This is a genomic window from Megasphaera geminata F0357, from assembly GCF_000239275.1.
Lineage (GTDB): Bacteria > Bacillota > Negativicutes > Veillonellales > Megasphaeraceae > Megasphaera > Megasphaera geminata.
The window spans coordinates 67,164-80,346 of the sequence record NZ_JH417616.1 but is presented as its reverse complement, the minus strand read 5'-3'; the positions used below and the strand labels follow the sequence as shown (position 1 = coordinate 80,346).

The window sequence follows — 13,183 nt, the reverse complement described above, 5'->3', positions numbered from 1 at the left end:
TTTTCTTATATGGTGACTTATACCGGCACGGTCTGAATCGGCCGGATACAGGCTGAATAAGGAATTTTTAACCGGAGACCTAGTAGCGGCAAGAGAATTTTAAGCCTGCGGAATAATAAGAGAACCGGGCCGGAAATATAGGTAAAAACTGCTTGCATGGCCTGTCTTTTTGTAGTAAAATAAGCAAGTACGCGGCAATGGGATTCGTGTGCCCTTTTTGCGGCCGCGGAGAAACTATGAAGCGGGATGTTGCCCGGTTTCGGGGAAACTCCTGCGGAGCAGTCCGTTCATAGAAACGGACGATAGGAGGAATCACGTAATGGCAAAACAGGAAAGAATCAGAATTCGCCTCAAGGCGTACGATCACAAGACATTGGATCAGAGCGCGGCGAAAATCGTCGACACGGCGAAACGGACGGGTGCAATGGTATCCGGACCGATTCCGCTTCCGACGGAAAAGAACATTTTCACGATTCTTCGTTCCCCTCATGTGAACAAAGATTCCCGTGAACAGTTCGAATTACGCACTCACAAGCGTTTGATTGACATTTTGGAAGCATCCAATAAAACTGTCGATGCGCTTATGAGACTGGATCTTCCGGCAGGCGTAGACATTGAAATCAAATTATAGGAGGAGGTGCGATTATGTCTAAAGCTATTTTGGGTAAGAAATTGGGCATGACACAGGTCTTTACTGAACAAGGCGCTGTGGTCCCCGTAACCGTCGTAGAAGCTTCCCCGAATGTAGTTGTACGCGTTAAAACGGTTGATACGGACGGTTACAATTCCATTCAGCTGGGCTATGGCGAAATCAAAGAAAAACACTTAACCAAGCCCGTTAAGGGTCAGTTCGACAAAGCAGGCGTGAGCCCTGTTAAGTATTTGCGCGAACTGCGTCTGACAGACACACCGGAATATACGGTAGGCCAAACTCTGGCAGCTGATATTTTCGCAAGCGGCGATCTCGTCGACGTAGTTGGCACCACGAAAGGTAAAGGATTTGCCGGTACGATTAAACGTCACGGGTTCCACCGCGGACCTATGGGGCACGGTTCCAAGTCTCATCGTGAACCCGGTTCTCTCGGGCCTATGATTTCCGGCGGTGGCGGTAAGGTCATCAAAGGTAAGAAGCTTCCTGGACAAATGGGCGGCAATCAGGCTACCGTTCTTCACCTTTCTGTCGTAAAAGTCGACATGGAAAAGAATCTTATCTTGATTAAAGGCGGTATTCCGGGTCCTAAAGGCAGCATTGTCATGATCCGCGATACTGTAAAACCCCAATAACTTGTCACACAGGAAGGAGGATAATATATAATGCCGAAAGTAAGTACGTATAATATTACCGGCGCCCAAACCGGTGAAATAGAATTAAACGACGGCGTATTTGGCGTTGAAGTAAACGAAGCCGTTATGAGACAGGCCGTTCTTCGTCAGCTCGCTAACGAACGTTTGGGCACGCATGCTACAAAGACGAGAGGTCTCGTGCGCGGCGGCGGCAGAAAACCTTGGAAACAAAAAGGAACCGGCCGGGCGCGTGTAGGCAGCACTCGCAGTCCTTTGTGGGTTGGCGGCGGCACGGTGTTCGGTCCGCAGCCCCGCTCGTATGAACAGAAAATGCCTCGCAAGGCCAGACGCCTTGCGGTGAAATCCGCGCTAAGCGATAAAGTCAATACGAACGAATTATTCGTCTTGGACGAAATTGTCTTGGCCGCACCGAAGACAAAAGAAGTTGTTAAAGTAGTCAACAACTTCAACTTCGGTGGTGAAAAAGTGCTGTTTATTACGGACGGCGACGACGTTATGGCGCGTTGCTCGCGCAATATCCAAGGTGTCAAGTCCGTTTCCGCGGAACACATGAACATCTTCGATCTTCTGCACTATACGAAACTGTTCATCACAAAGAGCGCTGTAGCAAAGATTGAGGAGGTGCTCGCATAATGATGATGCATGATATTCTGGTTAAACCGGTCATCACGGAAAAAACTACGATGATGATGTCTGATGGCAAATATACATTTAAGGTGTCGCTTCATGCCAACAAGATTGAAATCCGTAAAGCTGTTGAAGCTGTTTTCGGCGTCAAGGTCAAGAGTGTCAACACCATTCGCATGACAGGCAAGTTCAAGCGCATGGGCAAACACATGGGTAAGCGCCCGGATTACAAAAAAGCCATCGTAACACTTCAGGAAGGCGAAACAATCGAATTCTTTGAAGGAGCTTAGGTAGACTGATATAAAGGAGGAGGCACCATATAATGGCCATTAAATCATTTAAACCGTACTCCGCCGGCCGTCGTTTCATGACCGTTTCGACATTTGAGGAAATCACGACGTCGAAACCGGAAAAGTCTTTGCTGGTTAAATTAACCAACAAAGGCGGTCGTAACAACAGCGGCAGGATGACGGTTCGTCATCAGGGCGGCGGTCATAAGCGCCGCTACCGTTTAATCGACTTTAAACGTATTAAAGATAATATCCCGGCAAAAGTAGCGACGATCGAATATGATCCGAACCGCTCCGCCAATATTGCGCTGCTTAATTATGCAGACGGCGAAAAGAAATATATCATTGCGCCGCACGGCCTTACAGTCGGTACTGTAATCGTAAGCGGCCCCGAATCGGATATAAAAATCGGTAATGCATTGCCTTTAGGGCGCATTCCCCTCGGTACGATCGTACACAATGTGGAATTAAAAATCGGTAAGGGCGCACAGCTTGTCCGCTCTGCGGGCTCCTCGGCACAGCTTATCGCTAAAGAGGGCAATTATGCCTTGCTTCGTCTCCCTTCCGGAGAATTGCGTCAGGTTCATGTAAACTGCCGTGCCACCATCGGTGTAGTCAGCAACCCGGATCATGAACACATCTCAATCGGCAAAGCGGGCCGCAACCGTTGGTTGGGCGTGCGCCCGGGCAACCGCGGCGTTGTAATGAACCCGTGTGACCATCCTCACGGCGGCGGTGAAGGCAAGTCCCCTGTCGGTAGAAAACGGCCGGTCACTCCCTGGGGCAAACCTGCTTACGGCGTGAAGACACGTGCCAGGAAGAAAGTTTCCAACAAATTTATTGTGAAAAGACGAAAATAAGTCGTGAAAGGAGATATCTAAGTGTCCAGATCCGTAAAGAAGGGCCCGTTCGTCGCGTCGCATCTTGTCAAGAAGATTGAAGCCATGAATGAAGCCAATGAAAAGAAAGTAGTAAAAACATGGTCTCGTGCATCTACGATTCTGCCGAATTTCGTCGGACATACGATCGCCGTTCACGATGGCCGTAAACATGTGCCCGTATATGTTACAGAAGATATGGTTGGTCATAAATTGGGTGAATTTGCACCTACCCGCACATTTAAGGGCCACGCTAAATCGGAAAAAGTTACAAAATAAGGGAGGTAACAAGAGATGGAGGCAAGAGCAATTGCTAAGCACGTCCGTATCGCTCCCCGTAAAATCCGCATCGTAGCCGATTTGGTCCGGGGAAAGAATGTGAGCGAAGCCATGTCGATCCTGAAGTTTACTCCGAAAGTAGGCTCCCAAGGTTGTAGAAAAGGTTATCCGCTCCGCAGCAGCCAATGCGGAACACAATAACTTGACAAGATGCGACGCGTTGTATATTTCGGAGATTTTCGTTGATCAGGACTCGACAATGAAACGTATCCACCCGCGTAGCCGCGGCCAGGCATTTAAAATTCTTAAAAAATCCAGTCACGTGACTGTAGTAGTAAAAGAAAGGGCGTAAGGAGGGAAAAGCAGTGGGTCAAAAAGTAAATGCCCATGGGTTTCGTGTCGGCGTTGTAAAACCTTGGGATGCCAAATGGTATGCCGAAAAGGATTATGCGGCACTTTTGAATGAAGACGTAAAAATCCGTGAATTCTTAAAAAAACAGCTCTATATTGCAGGCGTTTCTCGTATTGAAATCGAGCGTTCCGCCAAGAGAATCAAATTAATCATCCATACGGCCAAACCCGGTATGGTAATCGGCCGCGGCGGCGCCGGGATTGAAGATATTAAAAAAGCGCTGAAACGCTTTACAGATAAAACTGTTGACGTCAATATTGCTGAGATTAAACAGTCCGAATTGGATGCTACACTCGTAGCCGAAAACGTAGCCGGCCAGCTTGAACGGCGTATCGGGTTCCGCCGCGCTATGAAACAGAGTATAGGCCGTACTATGAGGATGGGTGCGCAGGGCATTAAGATTATGTGCTCCGGCCGTCTCGGCGGTGCTGAAATTGCACGCAGCGAAAGCGTTCGTGACGGCTCTATCCCCCTGCATACGCTCCGTGCCGATATTGATACGGTACGGCGGAAGCGCATACAACGTACGGCTGCATAGGTGTCAAATGCTGGATCTACAAAGGCGAAATTTTGCCGGAAGCTAAAAAGGGCCCGCAGAATAAACGCGAAGGGAGTGCTAAGTAATGTTAATTCCGAAACGAGTAAAGCATCGTAAACAGTTCCGCGGCCGCATGAAAGGTACAGCTCAGCGCGGTAATAAAGTGGCGCACGGTGATTACGGTTTAGTTGCGTTGGAACCGGCTTGGATTACGAACCGTCAGATTGAAGCGGCCCGTATCGCAATGACCCGTTATATTAAACGCGGCGGTAAAGTATGGATCAAAATTTTCCCGGATAAACCGGTCACGGCGAAGCCGGCTGAAACACGTATGGGTTCCGGTAAGGGTTCGCCTGAATACTGGGTAGCCGTTGTTAAACCGGGCCGCGTGCTTTTTGAAATGGGCGGCGTAAACCCGACTGTTGCCCGTGAAGCTATGCGTCTTGCAGGCCATAAGCTGCCGATTAAGACGAAGTTCGTTATTAAAGGTCAGGAATTAGGTGGTGAACAAAATGAAGGTTAAAGAAATCCGTGCTCTGAGTGCTGCCGAAATGGATGAAAAGGTGATCAGCCTTAAAGAAGAATTGTTTAACCTCCGTTTTCAGCATGCGACCGGCCAATTAGAAAATCCTATGCGCATCCGCGAAGTTAAAAAAACGATTGCCCGCATCAAGACGGTGCAGCGTGAAGCGGAATTGCGCGCATAAGTAAAGATAATCGGAATCTAAAAGGAGGTCACATATACAGATGGAAAGAAATGAACGGAAAGTCCGCGTAGGGAAAGTTGTCAGCGACAAAATGGATAAAACCGTCGTTGTAGCGGTTGAATATAAGAAACCAGATAAGCTTTATAAAAAGCCTATTATTTCGACCGTAAAATTCAAGGCACATGATGAAAACAACGAATGCCGCGTTGGCGATATCGTACGCATTGAAGAAACACGTCCCCTGTCCAAACAGAAGCACTGGAGAGTCGTGACTGTAGTAGAAAAAGCTCGATAAGCTTTGATTAATTAGGAGGTTAAGCCATGATTCAGCAAGAAACGATGTTGAATGTTGCCGATAACACCGGTGCCAAAAAAGTATTGTGCATCCAGGTCATGGGCGGCTCGTATCGCAAATACGGCAATATCGGTGATGTTATCACTGCGACTGTCAAAGATGCAACACCCGGGGGCGTTGTCAAGAAAGGCGATGTCGTTAAGGCTGTTATTGTTCGTTCAAAGAAAGGATTGCGCCGTGCCGACGGATCGTATATCCGTTTCGATGAAAATGCAGCGGTCGTAATTAATACGGATAAGAGCCCCAAGGGTACTCGTATATTCGGGCCGGTTGCCAGAGAACTGCGTGAAAAAGATTTCATGAAGATCATTTCCCTGGCTCCGGAAGTATTATAAGCGGAGGAGGTGTTCTAATATGGGAAAAATGCATATCAAAACCGGTGATACGGTAATCATCATCGCAGGCAAAGATAAAGGCAAAAAAGGTAAAGTCCTTGCGGCGTATCCGAAGAAGGAGCGCGTTGTCGTGGAAGGCCTTAACCAGGTTAAACGCCACACAAAACCGAGTCAGAACAATCCTCAAGGCGGTATTATCACGAAGGAAGCTCCCATTCACGTTTCCAACGTCATGCTCGTCGATCCTGAAAGCGGCAAACCGACTCGTATAAGAACGGTTGTCCAGGCGGACGGTACGAAAGTACGCACGGCGGTTAAAAGCGGCAAAGCTATCTAATACGAAGGGAGGGCCTTGAGAGTGTCCAGATTAAAAGACAAATACCTTTCCGAAGTGGTGAAAGGGTTACAGGAAAAATATAATTACAAAAACATAATGCAGATTCCGAAGGTTACCAAGATCGTAATCAATATGGCGGTCGGGGAAGCCGTTACGAATTCCAAGGCGTTGGATGCGGCTGTCGGCGATATGACGATAATTTCCGGACAAAAGCCGATTATTACAAAGGCGAAAAAATCCATCGCGGCGTTTATAGGTTCGTGAAGGTATGAATTTAGGCTGCAAGGTTACGCTTCGGGGGCAGCGCATGTATGAATTCCTGGATAAATTGATGAATTTGGCATTGCCCCGTGTCCGTGATTTCCACGGGATCAGCCTTTCGGGCTTCGACGGCCGCGGCAACTATACGCTCGGCTTGAAAGAACAGTTGATCTTCCCGGAAATTGAATACGATAAGATCGACAAAGCCCGTGGCATGGATATTACCATCGTAACGACGGCAAAGAACGATGAAGAAAGCCGTGATATGTTGGCGTTGATGGGTATGCCTTTTGAAAAACAGCAATAAGGAGGAAATCATAGATGGCAAAGAAATCGATGCTTGAACGCGAAAAGAAACGCGAAAAAATGGTAGCCAAATATGCGGCGCTTCGTGCTGAATTGAAAGCTAAAGGCGACTATGCGGCGCTTTCCCGGTTACCGGCCAATGCCTCTCCGGTTCGTTTGCACAACCGTTGCAAAGTGACGGGGCGTCCTCACGGCTATATGCGTAAATTCGGCGTCAGCCGTATTACATTCCGTGATTTGGCTTATAAAGGTCAGATTCCTGGCGTTCGTAAAGCCAGCTGGTAACCTATAAACGAAGGGAGGTTTTTACACATGTCCATGTCCGATCCGATTGCGGATATGCTTACGCGCATCCGTAATGCCAATTCGGCATATCACGAAAAAGTAGAAATGCCCGCTTCTACGGTAAAAGCAGCAGTGCTTAATATCCTGAAAGAAGAAGGCTTCATTAAGAATTTTGAATCCGTAAACGAAGGCAAAACATTGAAAGTCAGCTTGAAATACGGTTCCAATAAAGAAAAAGTAATCAGCGGCATCAAGAGAATCTCAAAACCGGGCCTGCGCGTTTACGCCAAGAAGGAAGAACTTCCCCGCGTACTCGGCGGCTTAGGTATTGCCGTAATCTCTACGTCTCAGGGCGTAATGAGCGATAAAACGGCTCGTAAATTAGGGTTGGGCGGCGAAGTCATCGCTTACGTCTGGTAAATTTGGAGGTGTCAATATGTCACGAGTAGGTAGAATGCCTATTGATATCCCGGCCGGCGTAACGGTTAAATTTGACGGTCCGGTTATTACAGTCAAAGGACCGAACGGCGAACTCACACGTACGCTCCACCGGGATATGAAAGTAACAGTACAGGATAACGTTCTTACAGTAGAACGCCCGTCCGATGAAAAAAATCACCGTGCTCTTCACGGCCTTACGCGGGCCCTTGTTGCCAATATGGTAAAAGGCGTAACGGAAGGCTTCAAAAAGGAATTGGAAATTGTCGGCGTCGGGTACAGAGCTCAGATGAAGGGGAAGAAACTCGCTTTGACACTCGGCTTTTCACATCCGCTTGAGCTTGAAGCTCCCGAAGGCGTGACGCTTGAATGCCCGAGTGCGACGCAGATCGTCGTTTCCGGTGCAAACAACGAGCACGTCGGCGAATTCGCGGCTAAGATCCGCAGTTATCGTTTGCCTGAACCGTATAAGGGAAAAGGTATCCGCTATGCCGATGAACATGTACGTCGCAAAGCCGGCAAAGCCGGTACGAAGAAATAATAATTCGCTACTATAGAAAGGAGTGAAATTCCTTGAAATCCAGTAAGAATGCGATTCGCGTAAAACGTCACTGGCGTTTGCGCAAGCATATAAACGGTACGGCCGAACGTCCGCGTTTGAATGTATTCCGCAGTCTTAACAATATTTACGCGCAAGTGATCGATGATGTTAAGGGCGAAACGCTGGTATCCGCCAGCACATTGGACAAAGAATTGAAAGGCCGGGCTAACGGTGGCAATAAAGAAGGCGCCGGACTGGTCGGTAAATTGGTTGCGGAACGGGCAGTCGCAAAAGGTATTACGACCGTAGTATTCGACCGCGGCGGCTACATCTATCACGGTCGTGTAGCGGCATTGGCCGAAGCGGCTCGCGAAGCCGGCTTGAAATTCTAATCAGGGAGGAAATAATACATGGCAAGAGTTGACCATACAGGTCTTGAGTTACAAGAAAACGTCGTATTCATCAACCGTGTTGCTAAGGTAGTTAAGGGCGGCCGTCGTTTTTCCTTCAGTGCCCTGGTGGTTGTCGGCGACGGCAACGGCCGCGTAGGCGCAGGATTGGGTAAAGCGGGCGAAGTTCCCGAAGCGATTCGCAAGGGCGTTGAAGACGCGAAGAAGAATTTAGTTACAGTAAATTTGAAGAACGGTTCCATTCCGTATCAGACGACGGGCATTTTCGGCGCCGGCAAAGTTTTGCTGAAACCTGCCGCAGAAGGTACCGGCGTTATTGCCGGCGGCCCCGTTCGCGCCGTATTGGAATTGGCCGGCGTTCGTAATATCCTCACCAAGTCTCTCGGTTCTTCCAACCCTAACAACATGGTCCGCGCCACTATCAAAGGACTGAGCCAGTTGAAGGACGTTAAGAAAGTGGCGGAACTCCGCGGTAAGACTGTAGAAGAAATTTACGGTTAATAAGGAGGAGAGACATAATGGCACAAGTTAAAGTTACGCTTGTCCGCAGCTTGGCAGGGCGCCCGCAGGATCAGCGCGCGACTGTCGTTGCGCTCGGCTTGCATAAAACAAACTCCAGTGTTGTCAAGGAAGTTACCCCTCAGATCAAGGGGATGCTCCACAAAGTGAGACACATGGTTAAAGTGGAAGAAATATAATACAAAGGAGGTGCGCTGAATTGAAACTTCATGAAATGAGCATTATTCCCGGTTCCAAGAAAAAACGTAATCGCGTGGGCCGCGGTATCGGCTCCGGTAACGGCAAAACCGCCGGCAGAGGCATGAAAGGTCAGAAATCCCGCAGCGGCGGCGGTGTGCGTCCGGGTTTTGAAGGCGGTCAGATGCCTTTGTACCGGTTGCTTCCGAAACGCGGTTTTAAAAATATTTGGGGTAAAGAATATGCGGAAGTCAACGTTTCCGTATTGAATCGCTTTGAAGACGGCACAACCGTCGATCCGGTTGTACTCGTTGAAGCCGGCATTTTAAAGAATGTCCGCGACGGCGTTCGTATCCTGGGCAACGGCGAGCTCGAAAGAAAACTTACCGTTGTGGCTCAGGGCTTTACCAAGTCTGCACAGCAGAAAATCGAAGCGGCCGGTGGTAAAGTAGAGGTGGTTTAAGGTGCTAGAAAGTATTCAGAATGTTCTGAACGTTCCTGAATTCCGCAAGCGTGCGGTATTCACCTTAATCATGTTTATCATCTTCCGGTTGGGCGTGCATATTCCCGTACCGGGCGTAGATGCGACGGCAATTGAAAGTCTTTTTAACAGCGGTCAATCGTTCGGCCTGTTGGACTTGTTCTCCGGCGGTGCGCTTTCCAAGTTCTCCGTTTTGGCAATGAGCATTACGCCGTATATCAACGCATCGATTATTATGCAGCTGCTCACAGCGGTTGTGCCCACTTTTGAACAATGGTCGAAAGACAATCAGGACGGCCGCGATAAGATTCAGAAAGTCACTCGCTACGGGACCGTTATTCTCGGCTTCATTCAGGCCTTTGCCATGAGTTATGCGCTCAAGGCCAATAATGCCCTGATCGATAACAGCTGGTCCATGGTTCTCATGGTAGCCATTATACTGACGGCGGGTACGTGTTTTCTCATGTGGCTCGGTGATCAGATTACGGCGGGCGGCATAGGCGACGGTATTTCCCTGATTATCTTCGCCGGTATCGTCGCTCGTTTCCCGAACGGCGTGAATACGCTGTATCAATACGTACAGGCCGGGACGATTAATATCTTCCAGGCTGTGCTGTTTGCCTTGATTGCTCTCTTTATGATTGTCATCGTCATTGAAGTGACGCAGGGGCAGAGACGCATTCAGGTGCACTATGCAAAACGCGTCGTCGGCCGCAAAATGTATGGCGGCCATTCGACCCACATTCCGCTGAAAGTGAATCAGGCGGGCGTTATCCCTATCATCTTCGCGTCTTCCGTGTTGATGTTCCCGATTACGGTCGCTCAGTTCATCCGGAATGACACCATTCAGTGGCTGGCTCAGGTATTCGGCTGGGGGACGATCGGCAATACCGTCGCCTATGCCGTATTGATTATATTCTTTACATACTTCTATACTGCAATTTCCTTAAACATCCCGCAGATGACGGAAAACATGCAGAAATACGGCGGTTTTATTCCCGGTATTCGCCCGGGGCTGCCGACAGCGAAGTATATTGACAGAATTATGACGCGCATTACCTTGGCAGGCGCGATTTTCCTTGCTTTCGTGGCAATCCTTCCGAATTTTATCGGCTGGATTACGGGCATTCAGGGCGTCTACTTCGGCGGTACGGCAGTTCTCATTGTTGTCGGGGTTGCTATCGATACGATGAAGCAGGCTGAATCGTTGGTATTGAATAAACAGTATCAAGGCTTTGTAAAATAGAAGGAGGCAGTTTGAGTGTATATTCTGTTAATGGGCCCTCCCGGTGCCGGTAAGGGTACGCAGGCCGAACGATTGATTGAAAAATACAATATCCCTCAGATCTCCACGGGCGATATGTTCCGTGCGGCAGTAAAGGAACAGACGCCTCTCGGACTGGAAGCCAAGAAATATATGGATAACGGCCAGCTGGTACCTGATGCCGTGACAATCGGTATCGTCAGGGAACGTTTGGCTAAAGACGACTGCAAAAAGGGGTTTATTCTTGACGGATTTCCGCGTACGACGTCACAGGCCGTATCGTTGGATGCCATCCTGCGTGATCTCGGGATCAAGCTGGACGGCGTTATCAACATTGCCGTCCCTGATGAAGAACTGGTCAGACGCACGACAGGTCGCCTGATTTGCCGCACTTGCGGCGCAACGTATCACCTTACATCCAAACCGCCCGAAAAGAAGGGTGTTTGCGATAAAGACGGCGGTGAATTGTATCAGCGCGACGACGACAAGATGGAAACGGTTAAGAAACGCCTTTCCGTCTATGCCGCACAGACCAAGCCCTTGATTGACTACTATAAAAACTCGAATCTCTATATCGAGGTGGACGGCCGGCAGGATATGGACGCCGTATTCAATGCTATTGTGGCGAGTCTTGCAAAGGGCAAATAAAGATGATTATATTAAAGTCTAAACGCGAGATCGAGTATATCCGTGCTGCCGGCCGCATTACGGCAGAGGCTCTCCTCCTGATGAGGGAGCTTGCCAAACCGGGTGTGACGACGGGTGAATTGGATCGTCGCTGTGAAGAATATATCCGCAGCCGGGGGGCTTTGCCGAGTTGCAAAGGCTACTACGGTTTCCCGGCAACCATTTGTGCCAGTGTCAATGAAGAAGTTGTCCACGGCATTCCGGGACACCGGAAACTGCACGACGGCGATATAATCAGCGTTGATTTGGTTGTAAATAAAGACGGCTATCACGGCGATTCAACGGTAACGATTCCTGTCGGAGATGTGGCGCCCGATACGCTCAAGTTATTACAGGTTACGGAAGAGTGCCTTTACAAGGGCATTGAACAGGCCGTAGCCGGAAAACATATGGGTGACATCGGTCATGCCGTTCAAAGTTATGCCGAATCCTTCGGGTACGGTGTTGTTCGCGATTATGTGGGTCACGGTATGGGGCTGATATGCATGAAGAACCGGAAGTGCCGAACTACGGCAGGGCGGGACACGGTGTTGTCCTGGAAGAAGGTATGGTGCTGGCCATCGAACCGATGATCAACATGGGTACGGAAAAGGTACGCCAGCTGGATAACGGCTGGACCGTTATTACACAGGATAAAAAACCGGCAGCCCATTTTGAGCATACCGTCGCCATTACCGATCACGGTCCGGAAATCCTGACCTTACCGTCATAATGGATACGGTTCGTATTCCTGTCGGCACGGCGGTTCTCAGTCTGGCAGGCAGAGATAAAGGCATGATTTATGTAGTAACGGCGGAAGATAAATTTCCCTTCGTACACGTTGCCGACGGCAGACGCCGGACATTGAGAAAGGCGAAACGTAAAAACTGCCGCCACCTTAAGCCTTTGGGATCGAGCGCGGGTTGCACCGCCTGCAGTTCGGATCTGATGATACGTGAACTGGTAAGCAGGACGAGACGGATTTTGACCGGGGAGGATTAATACATGTCTAAGGAAGATGTTATTGAAGTTGAAGGCGTTGTTGTTGAAGCATTACCGAACGCCATGTTTAAGGTGAAATTGGAAAACGACCACATTATTCTGGCTCATGTTTCCGGTAAGATGCGCATGAATTTCATCCGTATTCTACCCGGCGACAGAGTGACCATGGAGCTTACGCCCTATGACCTGAGCCGCGGTCGGATTACATATCGCTTCAAGTAGCTTTGCGTAGGAGGTAATTATGAAAGTAAAACCGTCAGTAAAAAAGATTTGCGATAAATGCAAAATCATCAAGCGCAAAGGCCGTGTAATGGTTATTTGCGAAAATCCGAAACATAAACAAAAACAAGGATAATCGTCCGGAGGTGAATGAATAGATGGCACGTATAGCCGGCGTGGATTTACCGCGCGACAAACGAGTTGAAATTGGGTTAACATATATTTTCGGTATCGGTCTTTCCTCTTCTCAGAAAATTCTTGCGAAGACGGGCATCAACCCGGATACACGCGTTCGTGATTTGACGGAAAACGAAGTGCAGAAAATCCGTGAAACAATCGGTGAAGAGTATAAAGTGGAAGGCGATCTCCGCCGTGAAACGGCTCTTAACATTAAACGGCTCATCGAAATTAACTCTTATCGCGGCAAGCGGCATCGTTCGGGTCTTCCCCTTCGCGGGCAGCGCACAAAAACGAATGCACGCACCCGTAAGGGGCCGAGAAAAGCAATTGCAGGGAAGAAAAAATAATATTTCTAAGTAAGGAGGGAATCG

At 48.9% G+C, this 13,183-nt stretch carries 24 protein-coding genes and 4 pseudogenes; all 28 read left to right on the top strand.

Annotated elements, in window-relative coordinates; all coding sequences use genetic code 11:
* The first annotated feature begins 319 nt into the window (after positions 1-319).
* The gene (gene rpsJ / locus HMPREF0080_RS08935; protein WP_006791160.1) at positions 320-631 is read left to right on the top strand and encodes a 30S ribosomal protein S10; all 312 of its coding nucleotides are present in this window, start codon (positions 320-322) and stop codon (positions 629-631) included.
* Positions 632-645: 14 nt separating this feature from the next.
* Positions 646-1,284 carry a 50S ribosomal protein L3 gene (gene rplC / locus HMPREF0080_RS08930; protein WP_006791159.1) on the top strand — a complete coding sequence of 213 codons (639 nt, stop codon included), beginning with the start codon at positions 646-648 and terminating at the stop codon, positions 1,282-1,284.
* A 30-nt stretch (positions 1,285-1,314) separates the two neighbouring features.
* On the top strand, positions 1,315-1,938 hold the full coding sequence (gene rplD / locus HMPREF0080_RS08925) for a 50S ribosomal protein L4 (protein ID WP_006791158.1): 624 nt from the start codon (positions 1,315-1,317) through the stop codon (positions 1,936-1,938).
* Positions 1,938-2,222: a 50S ribosomal protein L23 gene (gene rplW, locus HMPREF0080_RS08920; protein WP_006791157.1), complete on the top strand. Its 285-nt coding sequence runs from the start codon at positions 1,938-1,940 to the stop codon at positions 2,220-2,222. Before rplD ends, rplW begins: the two co-directional genes overlap by 1 nt.
* Positions 2,223-2,254: 32 nt before the next feature.
* On the top strand, positions 2,255-3,082 hold the full coding sequence (rplB, locus tag HMPREF0080_RS08915; protein ID WP_006791156.1) for a 50S ribosomal protein L2: 828 nt from the start codon (positions 2,255-2,257) through the stop codon (positions 3,080-3,082).
* A gap of 21 nt (positions 3,083-3,103) precedes the next feature.
* Positions 3,104-3,379: a 30S ribosomal protein S19 gene (gene rpsS, locus HMPREF0080_RS08910; RefSeq protein ID WP_006791155.1), complete on the top strand. Its 276-nt coding sequence runs from the start codon at positions 3,104-3,106 to the stop codon at positions 3,377-3,379.
* 15 nt (positions 3,380-3,394) lie between these two features.
* Positions 3,395-3,731 (top strand): annotated as a pseudogene (gene rplV / locus HMPREF0080_RS08905) (50S ribosomal protein L22).
* Positions 3,732-3,744: 13 nt separating this feature from the next.
* A pseudogene (rpsC, locus tag HMPREF0080_RS08900) lies at positions 3,745-4,415 on the top strand (30S ribosomal protein S3).
* Positions 4,415-4,852, top strand: a complete 438-nt coding sequence (gene rplP / locus HMPREF0080_RS08895) for a 50S ribosomal protein L16 (RefSeq protein ID WP_006791151.1) — start codon at positions 4,415-4,417, stop codon at positions 4,850-4,852. Before rpsC ends, rplP begins: the two are co-directional and overlap by 1 nt.
* The gene (rpmC, locus tag HMPREF0080_RS08890; RefSeq protein WP_006791150.1) at positions 4,842-5,036 is read left to right on the top strand and encodes a 50S ribosomal protein L29; all 195 of its coding nucleotides are present in this window, start codon (positions 4,842-4,844) and stop codon (positions 5,034-5,036) included. Before rplP ends, rpmC begins: the two co-directional genes overlap by 11 nt.
* Positions 5,037-5,076: 40 nt before the next feature.
* The gene (gene rpsQ, locus HMPREF0080_RS08885; protein ID WP_006791149.1) at positions 5,077-5,331 is read left to right on the top strand and encodes a 30S ribosomal protein S17; all 255 of its coding nucleotides are present in this window, start codon (positions 5,077-5,079) and stop codon (positions 5,329-5,331) included.
* 26 nt (positions 5,332-5,357) lie between these two features.
* The gene (rplN, locus tag HMPREF0080_RS08880; RefSeq protein ID WP_006791148.1) at positions 5,358-5,726 is read left to right on the top strand and encodes a 50S ribosomal protein L14; all 369 of its coding nucleotides are present in this window, start codon (positions 5,358-5,360) and stop codon (positions 5,724-5,726) included.
* Between the two features lie 19 nt (positions 5,727-5,745).
* Complete coding sequence (gene rplX / locus HMPREF0080_RS08875) at positions 5,746-6,063, top strand: 50S ribosomal protein L24 (protein WP_006791147.1); 318 nt, start codon at positions 5,746-5,748, stop codon at positions 6,061-6,063.
* Between the two features lie 21 nt (positions 6,064-6,084).
* A pseudogene (rplE, locus tag HMPREF0080_RS08870) lies at positions 6,085-6,631 on the top strand (50S ribosomal protein L5).
* A 14-nt stretch (positions 6,632-6,645) separates the two neighbouring features.
* Positions 6,646-6,915, top strand: a complete 270-nt coding sequence (rpsN, locus tag HMPREF0080_RS08865) for a 30S ribosomal protein S14 (protein ID WP_006791144.1) — start codon at positions 6,646-6,648, stop codon at positions 6,913-6,915.
* Positions 6,916-6,942: 27 nt separating this feature from the next.
* On the top strand, positions 6,943-7,335 hold the full coding sequence (gene rpsH / locus HMPREF0080_RS08860; protein WP_006791143.1) for a 30S ribosomal protein S8: 393 nt from the start codon (positions 6,943-6,945) through the stop codon (positions 7,333-7,335).
* A gap of 16 nt (positions 7,336-7,351) precedes the next feature.
* Positions 7,352-7,894: a 50S ribosomal protein L6 gene (gene rplF, locus HMPREF0080_RS08855; RefSeq protein WP_040347639.1), complete on the top strand. Its 543-nt coding sequence runs from the start codon at positions 7,352-7,354 to the stop codon at positions 7,892-7,894.
* A 32-nt stretch (positions 7,895-7,926) separates the two neighbouring features.
* Positions 7,927-8,286, top strand: a complete 360-nt coding sequence (rplR, locus tag HMPREF0080_RS08850; protein WP_040347638.1) for a 50S ribosomal protein L18 — start codon at positions 7,927-7,929, stop codon at positions 8,284-8,286.
* Between the two features lie 18 nt (positions 8,287-8,304).
* Positions 8,305-8,805, top strand: coding sequence for a 30S ribosomal protein S5 (gene rpsE, locus HMPREF0080_RS08845; RefSeq protein ID WP_006791140.1), 501 nt, complete (start codon positions 8,305-8,307; stop codon positions 8,803-8,805).
* Between the two features lie 17 nt (positions 8,806-8,822).
* A complete protein-coding gene (gene rpmD, locus HMPREF0080_RS08840; protein WP_006791139.1) occupies positions 8,823-9,002 on the top strand; it encodes a 50S ribosomal protein L30 in 180 nt (59 codons plus the stop codon).
* 20 nt (positions 9,003-9,022) lie between these two features.
* Positions 9,023-9,463, top strand: coding sequence for a 50S ribosomal protein L15 (rplO, locus tag HMPREF0080_RS08835; RefSeq protein WP_040347637.1), 441 nt, complete (start codon positions 9,023-9,025; stop codon positions 9,461-9,463).
* A 1-nt stretch (position 9,464) separates the two neighbouring features.
* Entirely contained in the window at positions 9,465-10,727 is a 1,263-nt protein-coding gene (gene secY, locus HMPREF0080_RS08830) for a preprotein translocase subunit SecY (RefSeq protein ID WP_006791137.1), read from the top strand.
* Between the two features lie 15 nt (positions 10,728-10,742).
* A complete protein-coding gene (locus tag HMPREF0080_RS08825; RefSeq protein WP_040347636.1) occupies positions 10,743-11,393 on the top strand; it encodes an adenylate kinase in 651 nt (216 codons plus the stop codon).
* Between the two features lie 2 nt (positions 11,394-11,395).
* A pseudogene (map, locus tag HMPREF0080_RS08820) lies at positions 11,396-12,144 on the top strand (type I methionyl aminopeptidase).
* The gene (locus HMPREF0080_RS08815; RefSeq protein ID WP_006791133.1) at positions 12,144-12,413 is read left to right on the top strand and encodes a KOW domain-containing RNA-binding protein; all 270 of its coding nucleotides are present in this window, start codon (positions 12,144-12,146) and stop codon (positions 12,411-12,413) included. The pseudogene map and the gene HMPREF0080_RS08815 overlap by 1 nt, the downstream one beginning before the upstream one ends.
* Before the next feature lie 3 nt (positions 12,414-12,416).
* Entirely contained in the window at positions 12,417-12,635 is a 219-nt protein-coding gene (gene infA / locus HMPREF0080_RS08810) for a translation initiation factor IF-1 (protein ID WP_006791132.1), read from the top strand.
* Between the two features lie 19 nt (positions 12,636-12,654).
* Positions 12,655-12,768 (top strand): 50S ribosomal protein L36, encoded by a 114-nt coding sequence (gene rpmJ, locus HMPREF0080_RS08805; RefSeq protein WP_006791131.1) that lies wholly within the window; start codon positions 12,655-12,657, stop codon positions 12,766-12,768.
* Positions 12,769-12,790: 22 nt separating this feature from the next.
* Positions 12,791-13,159 carry a 30S ribosomal protein S13 gene (gene rpsM / locus HMPREF0080_RS08800; RefSeq protein ID WP_006791130.1) on the top strand — a complete coding sequence of 123 codons (369 nt, stop codon included), beginning with the start codon at positions 12,791-12,793 and terminating at the stop codon, positions 13,157-13,159.
* Positions 13,160-13,183 lie beyond the last annotated feature (24 nt).

Excerpts from the sequence above, each read along its gene's own strand:
- rpsE (WP_006791140.1), top strand. The coding sequence starts at position 8,305 with ATGGCAAGAGTTGACCATACAGGTCTTGAGTTACAAGAAAACGTCGTA.
- rpsN (WP_006791144.1), top strand. The coding sequence starts at position 6,646 with ATGGCAAAGAAATCGATGCTTGAACGCGAAAAGAAACGCGAAAAAATG.
- rpsH (WP_006791143.1), top strand. The coding sequence starts at position 6,943 with ATGTCCATGTCCGATCCGATTGCGGATATGCTTACGCGCATCCGTAAT.
- rplD (WP_006791158.1), top strand. The coding sequence starts at position 1,315 with ATGCCGAAAGTAAGTACGTATAATATTACCGGCGCCCAAACCGGTGAA.
- rplP (WP_006791151.1), top strand. The coding sequence starts at position 4,415 with ATGTTAATTCCGAAACGAGTAAAGCATCGTAAACAGTTCCGCGGCCGC.
- rplN (WP_006791148.1), top strand. The coding sequence starts at position 5,358 with ATGATTCAGCAAGAAACGATGTTGAATGTTGCCGATAACACCGGTGCC.
- rplX (WP_006791147.1), top strand. The coding sequence starts at position 5,746 with ATGGGAAAAATGCATATCAAAACCGGTGATACGGTAATCATCATCGCA.
- rplW (WP_006791157.1), top strand. The coding sequence starts at position 1,938 with ATGATGATGCATGATATTCTGGTTAAACCGGTCATCACGGAAAAAACT.
- rpsQ (WP_006791149.1), top strand. The coding sequence starts at position 5,077 with ATGGAAAGAAATGAACGGAAAGTCCGCGTAGGGAAAGTTGTCAGCGAC.
- infA (WP_006791132.1), top strand. The coding sequence starts at position 12,417 with ATGTCTAAGGAAGATGTTATTGAAGTTGAAGGCGTTGTTGTTGAAGCA.
- rplF (WP_040347639.1), top strand. The coding sequence starts at position 7,352 with ATGTCACGAGTAGGTAGAATGCCTATTGATATCCCGGCCGGCGTAACG.
- rplC (WP_006791159.1), top strand. The coding sequence starts at position 646 with ATGTCTAAAGCTATTTTGGGTAAGAAATTGGGCATGACACAGGTCTTT.
- HMPREF0080_RS08815 (WP_006791133.1), top strand. The coding sequence starts at position 12,144 with ATGGATACGGTTCGTATTCCTGTCGGCACGGCGGTTCTCAGTCTGGCA.
- rpsJ (WP_006791160.1), top strand. The coding sequence starts at position 320 with ATGGCAAAACAGGAAAGAATCAGAATTCGCCTCAAGGCGTACGATCAC.
- rpmJ (WP_006791131.1), top strand. The coding sequence starts at position 12,655 with ATGAAAGTAAAACCGTCAGTAAAAAAGATTTGCGATAAATGCAAAATC.
- rplB (WP_006791156.1), top strand. The coding sequence starts at position 2,255 with ATGGCCATTAAATCATTTAAACCGTACTCCGCCGGCCGTCGTTTCATG.
- rpmC (WP_006791150.1), top strand. The coding sequence starts at position 4,842 with ATGAAGGTTAAAGAAATCCGTGCTCTGAGTGCTGCCGAAATGGATGAA.
- rpsM (WP_006791130.1), top strand. The coding sequence starts at position 12,791 with ATGGCACGTATAGCCGGCGTGGATTTACCGCGCGACAAACGAGTTGAA.
- rpmD (WP_006791139.1), top strand. The coding sequence starts at position 8,823 with ATGGCACAAGTTAAAGTTACGCTTGTCCGCAGCTTGGCAGGGCGCCCG.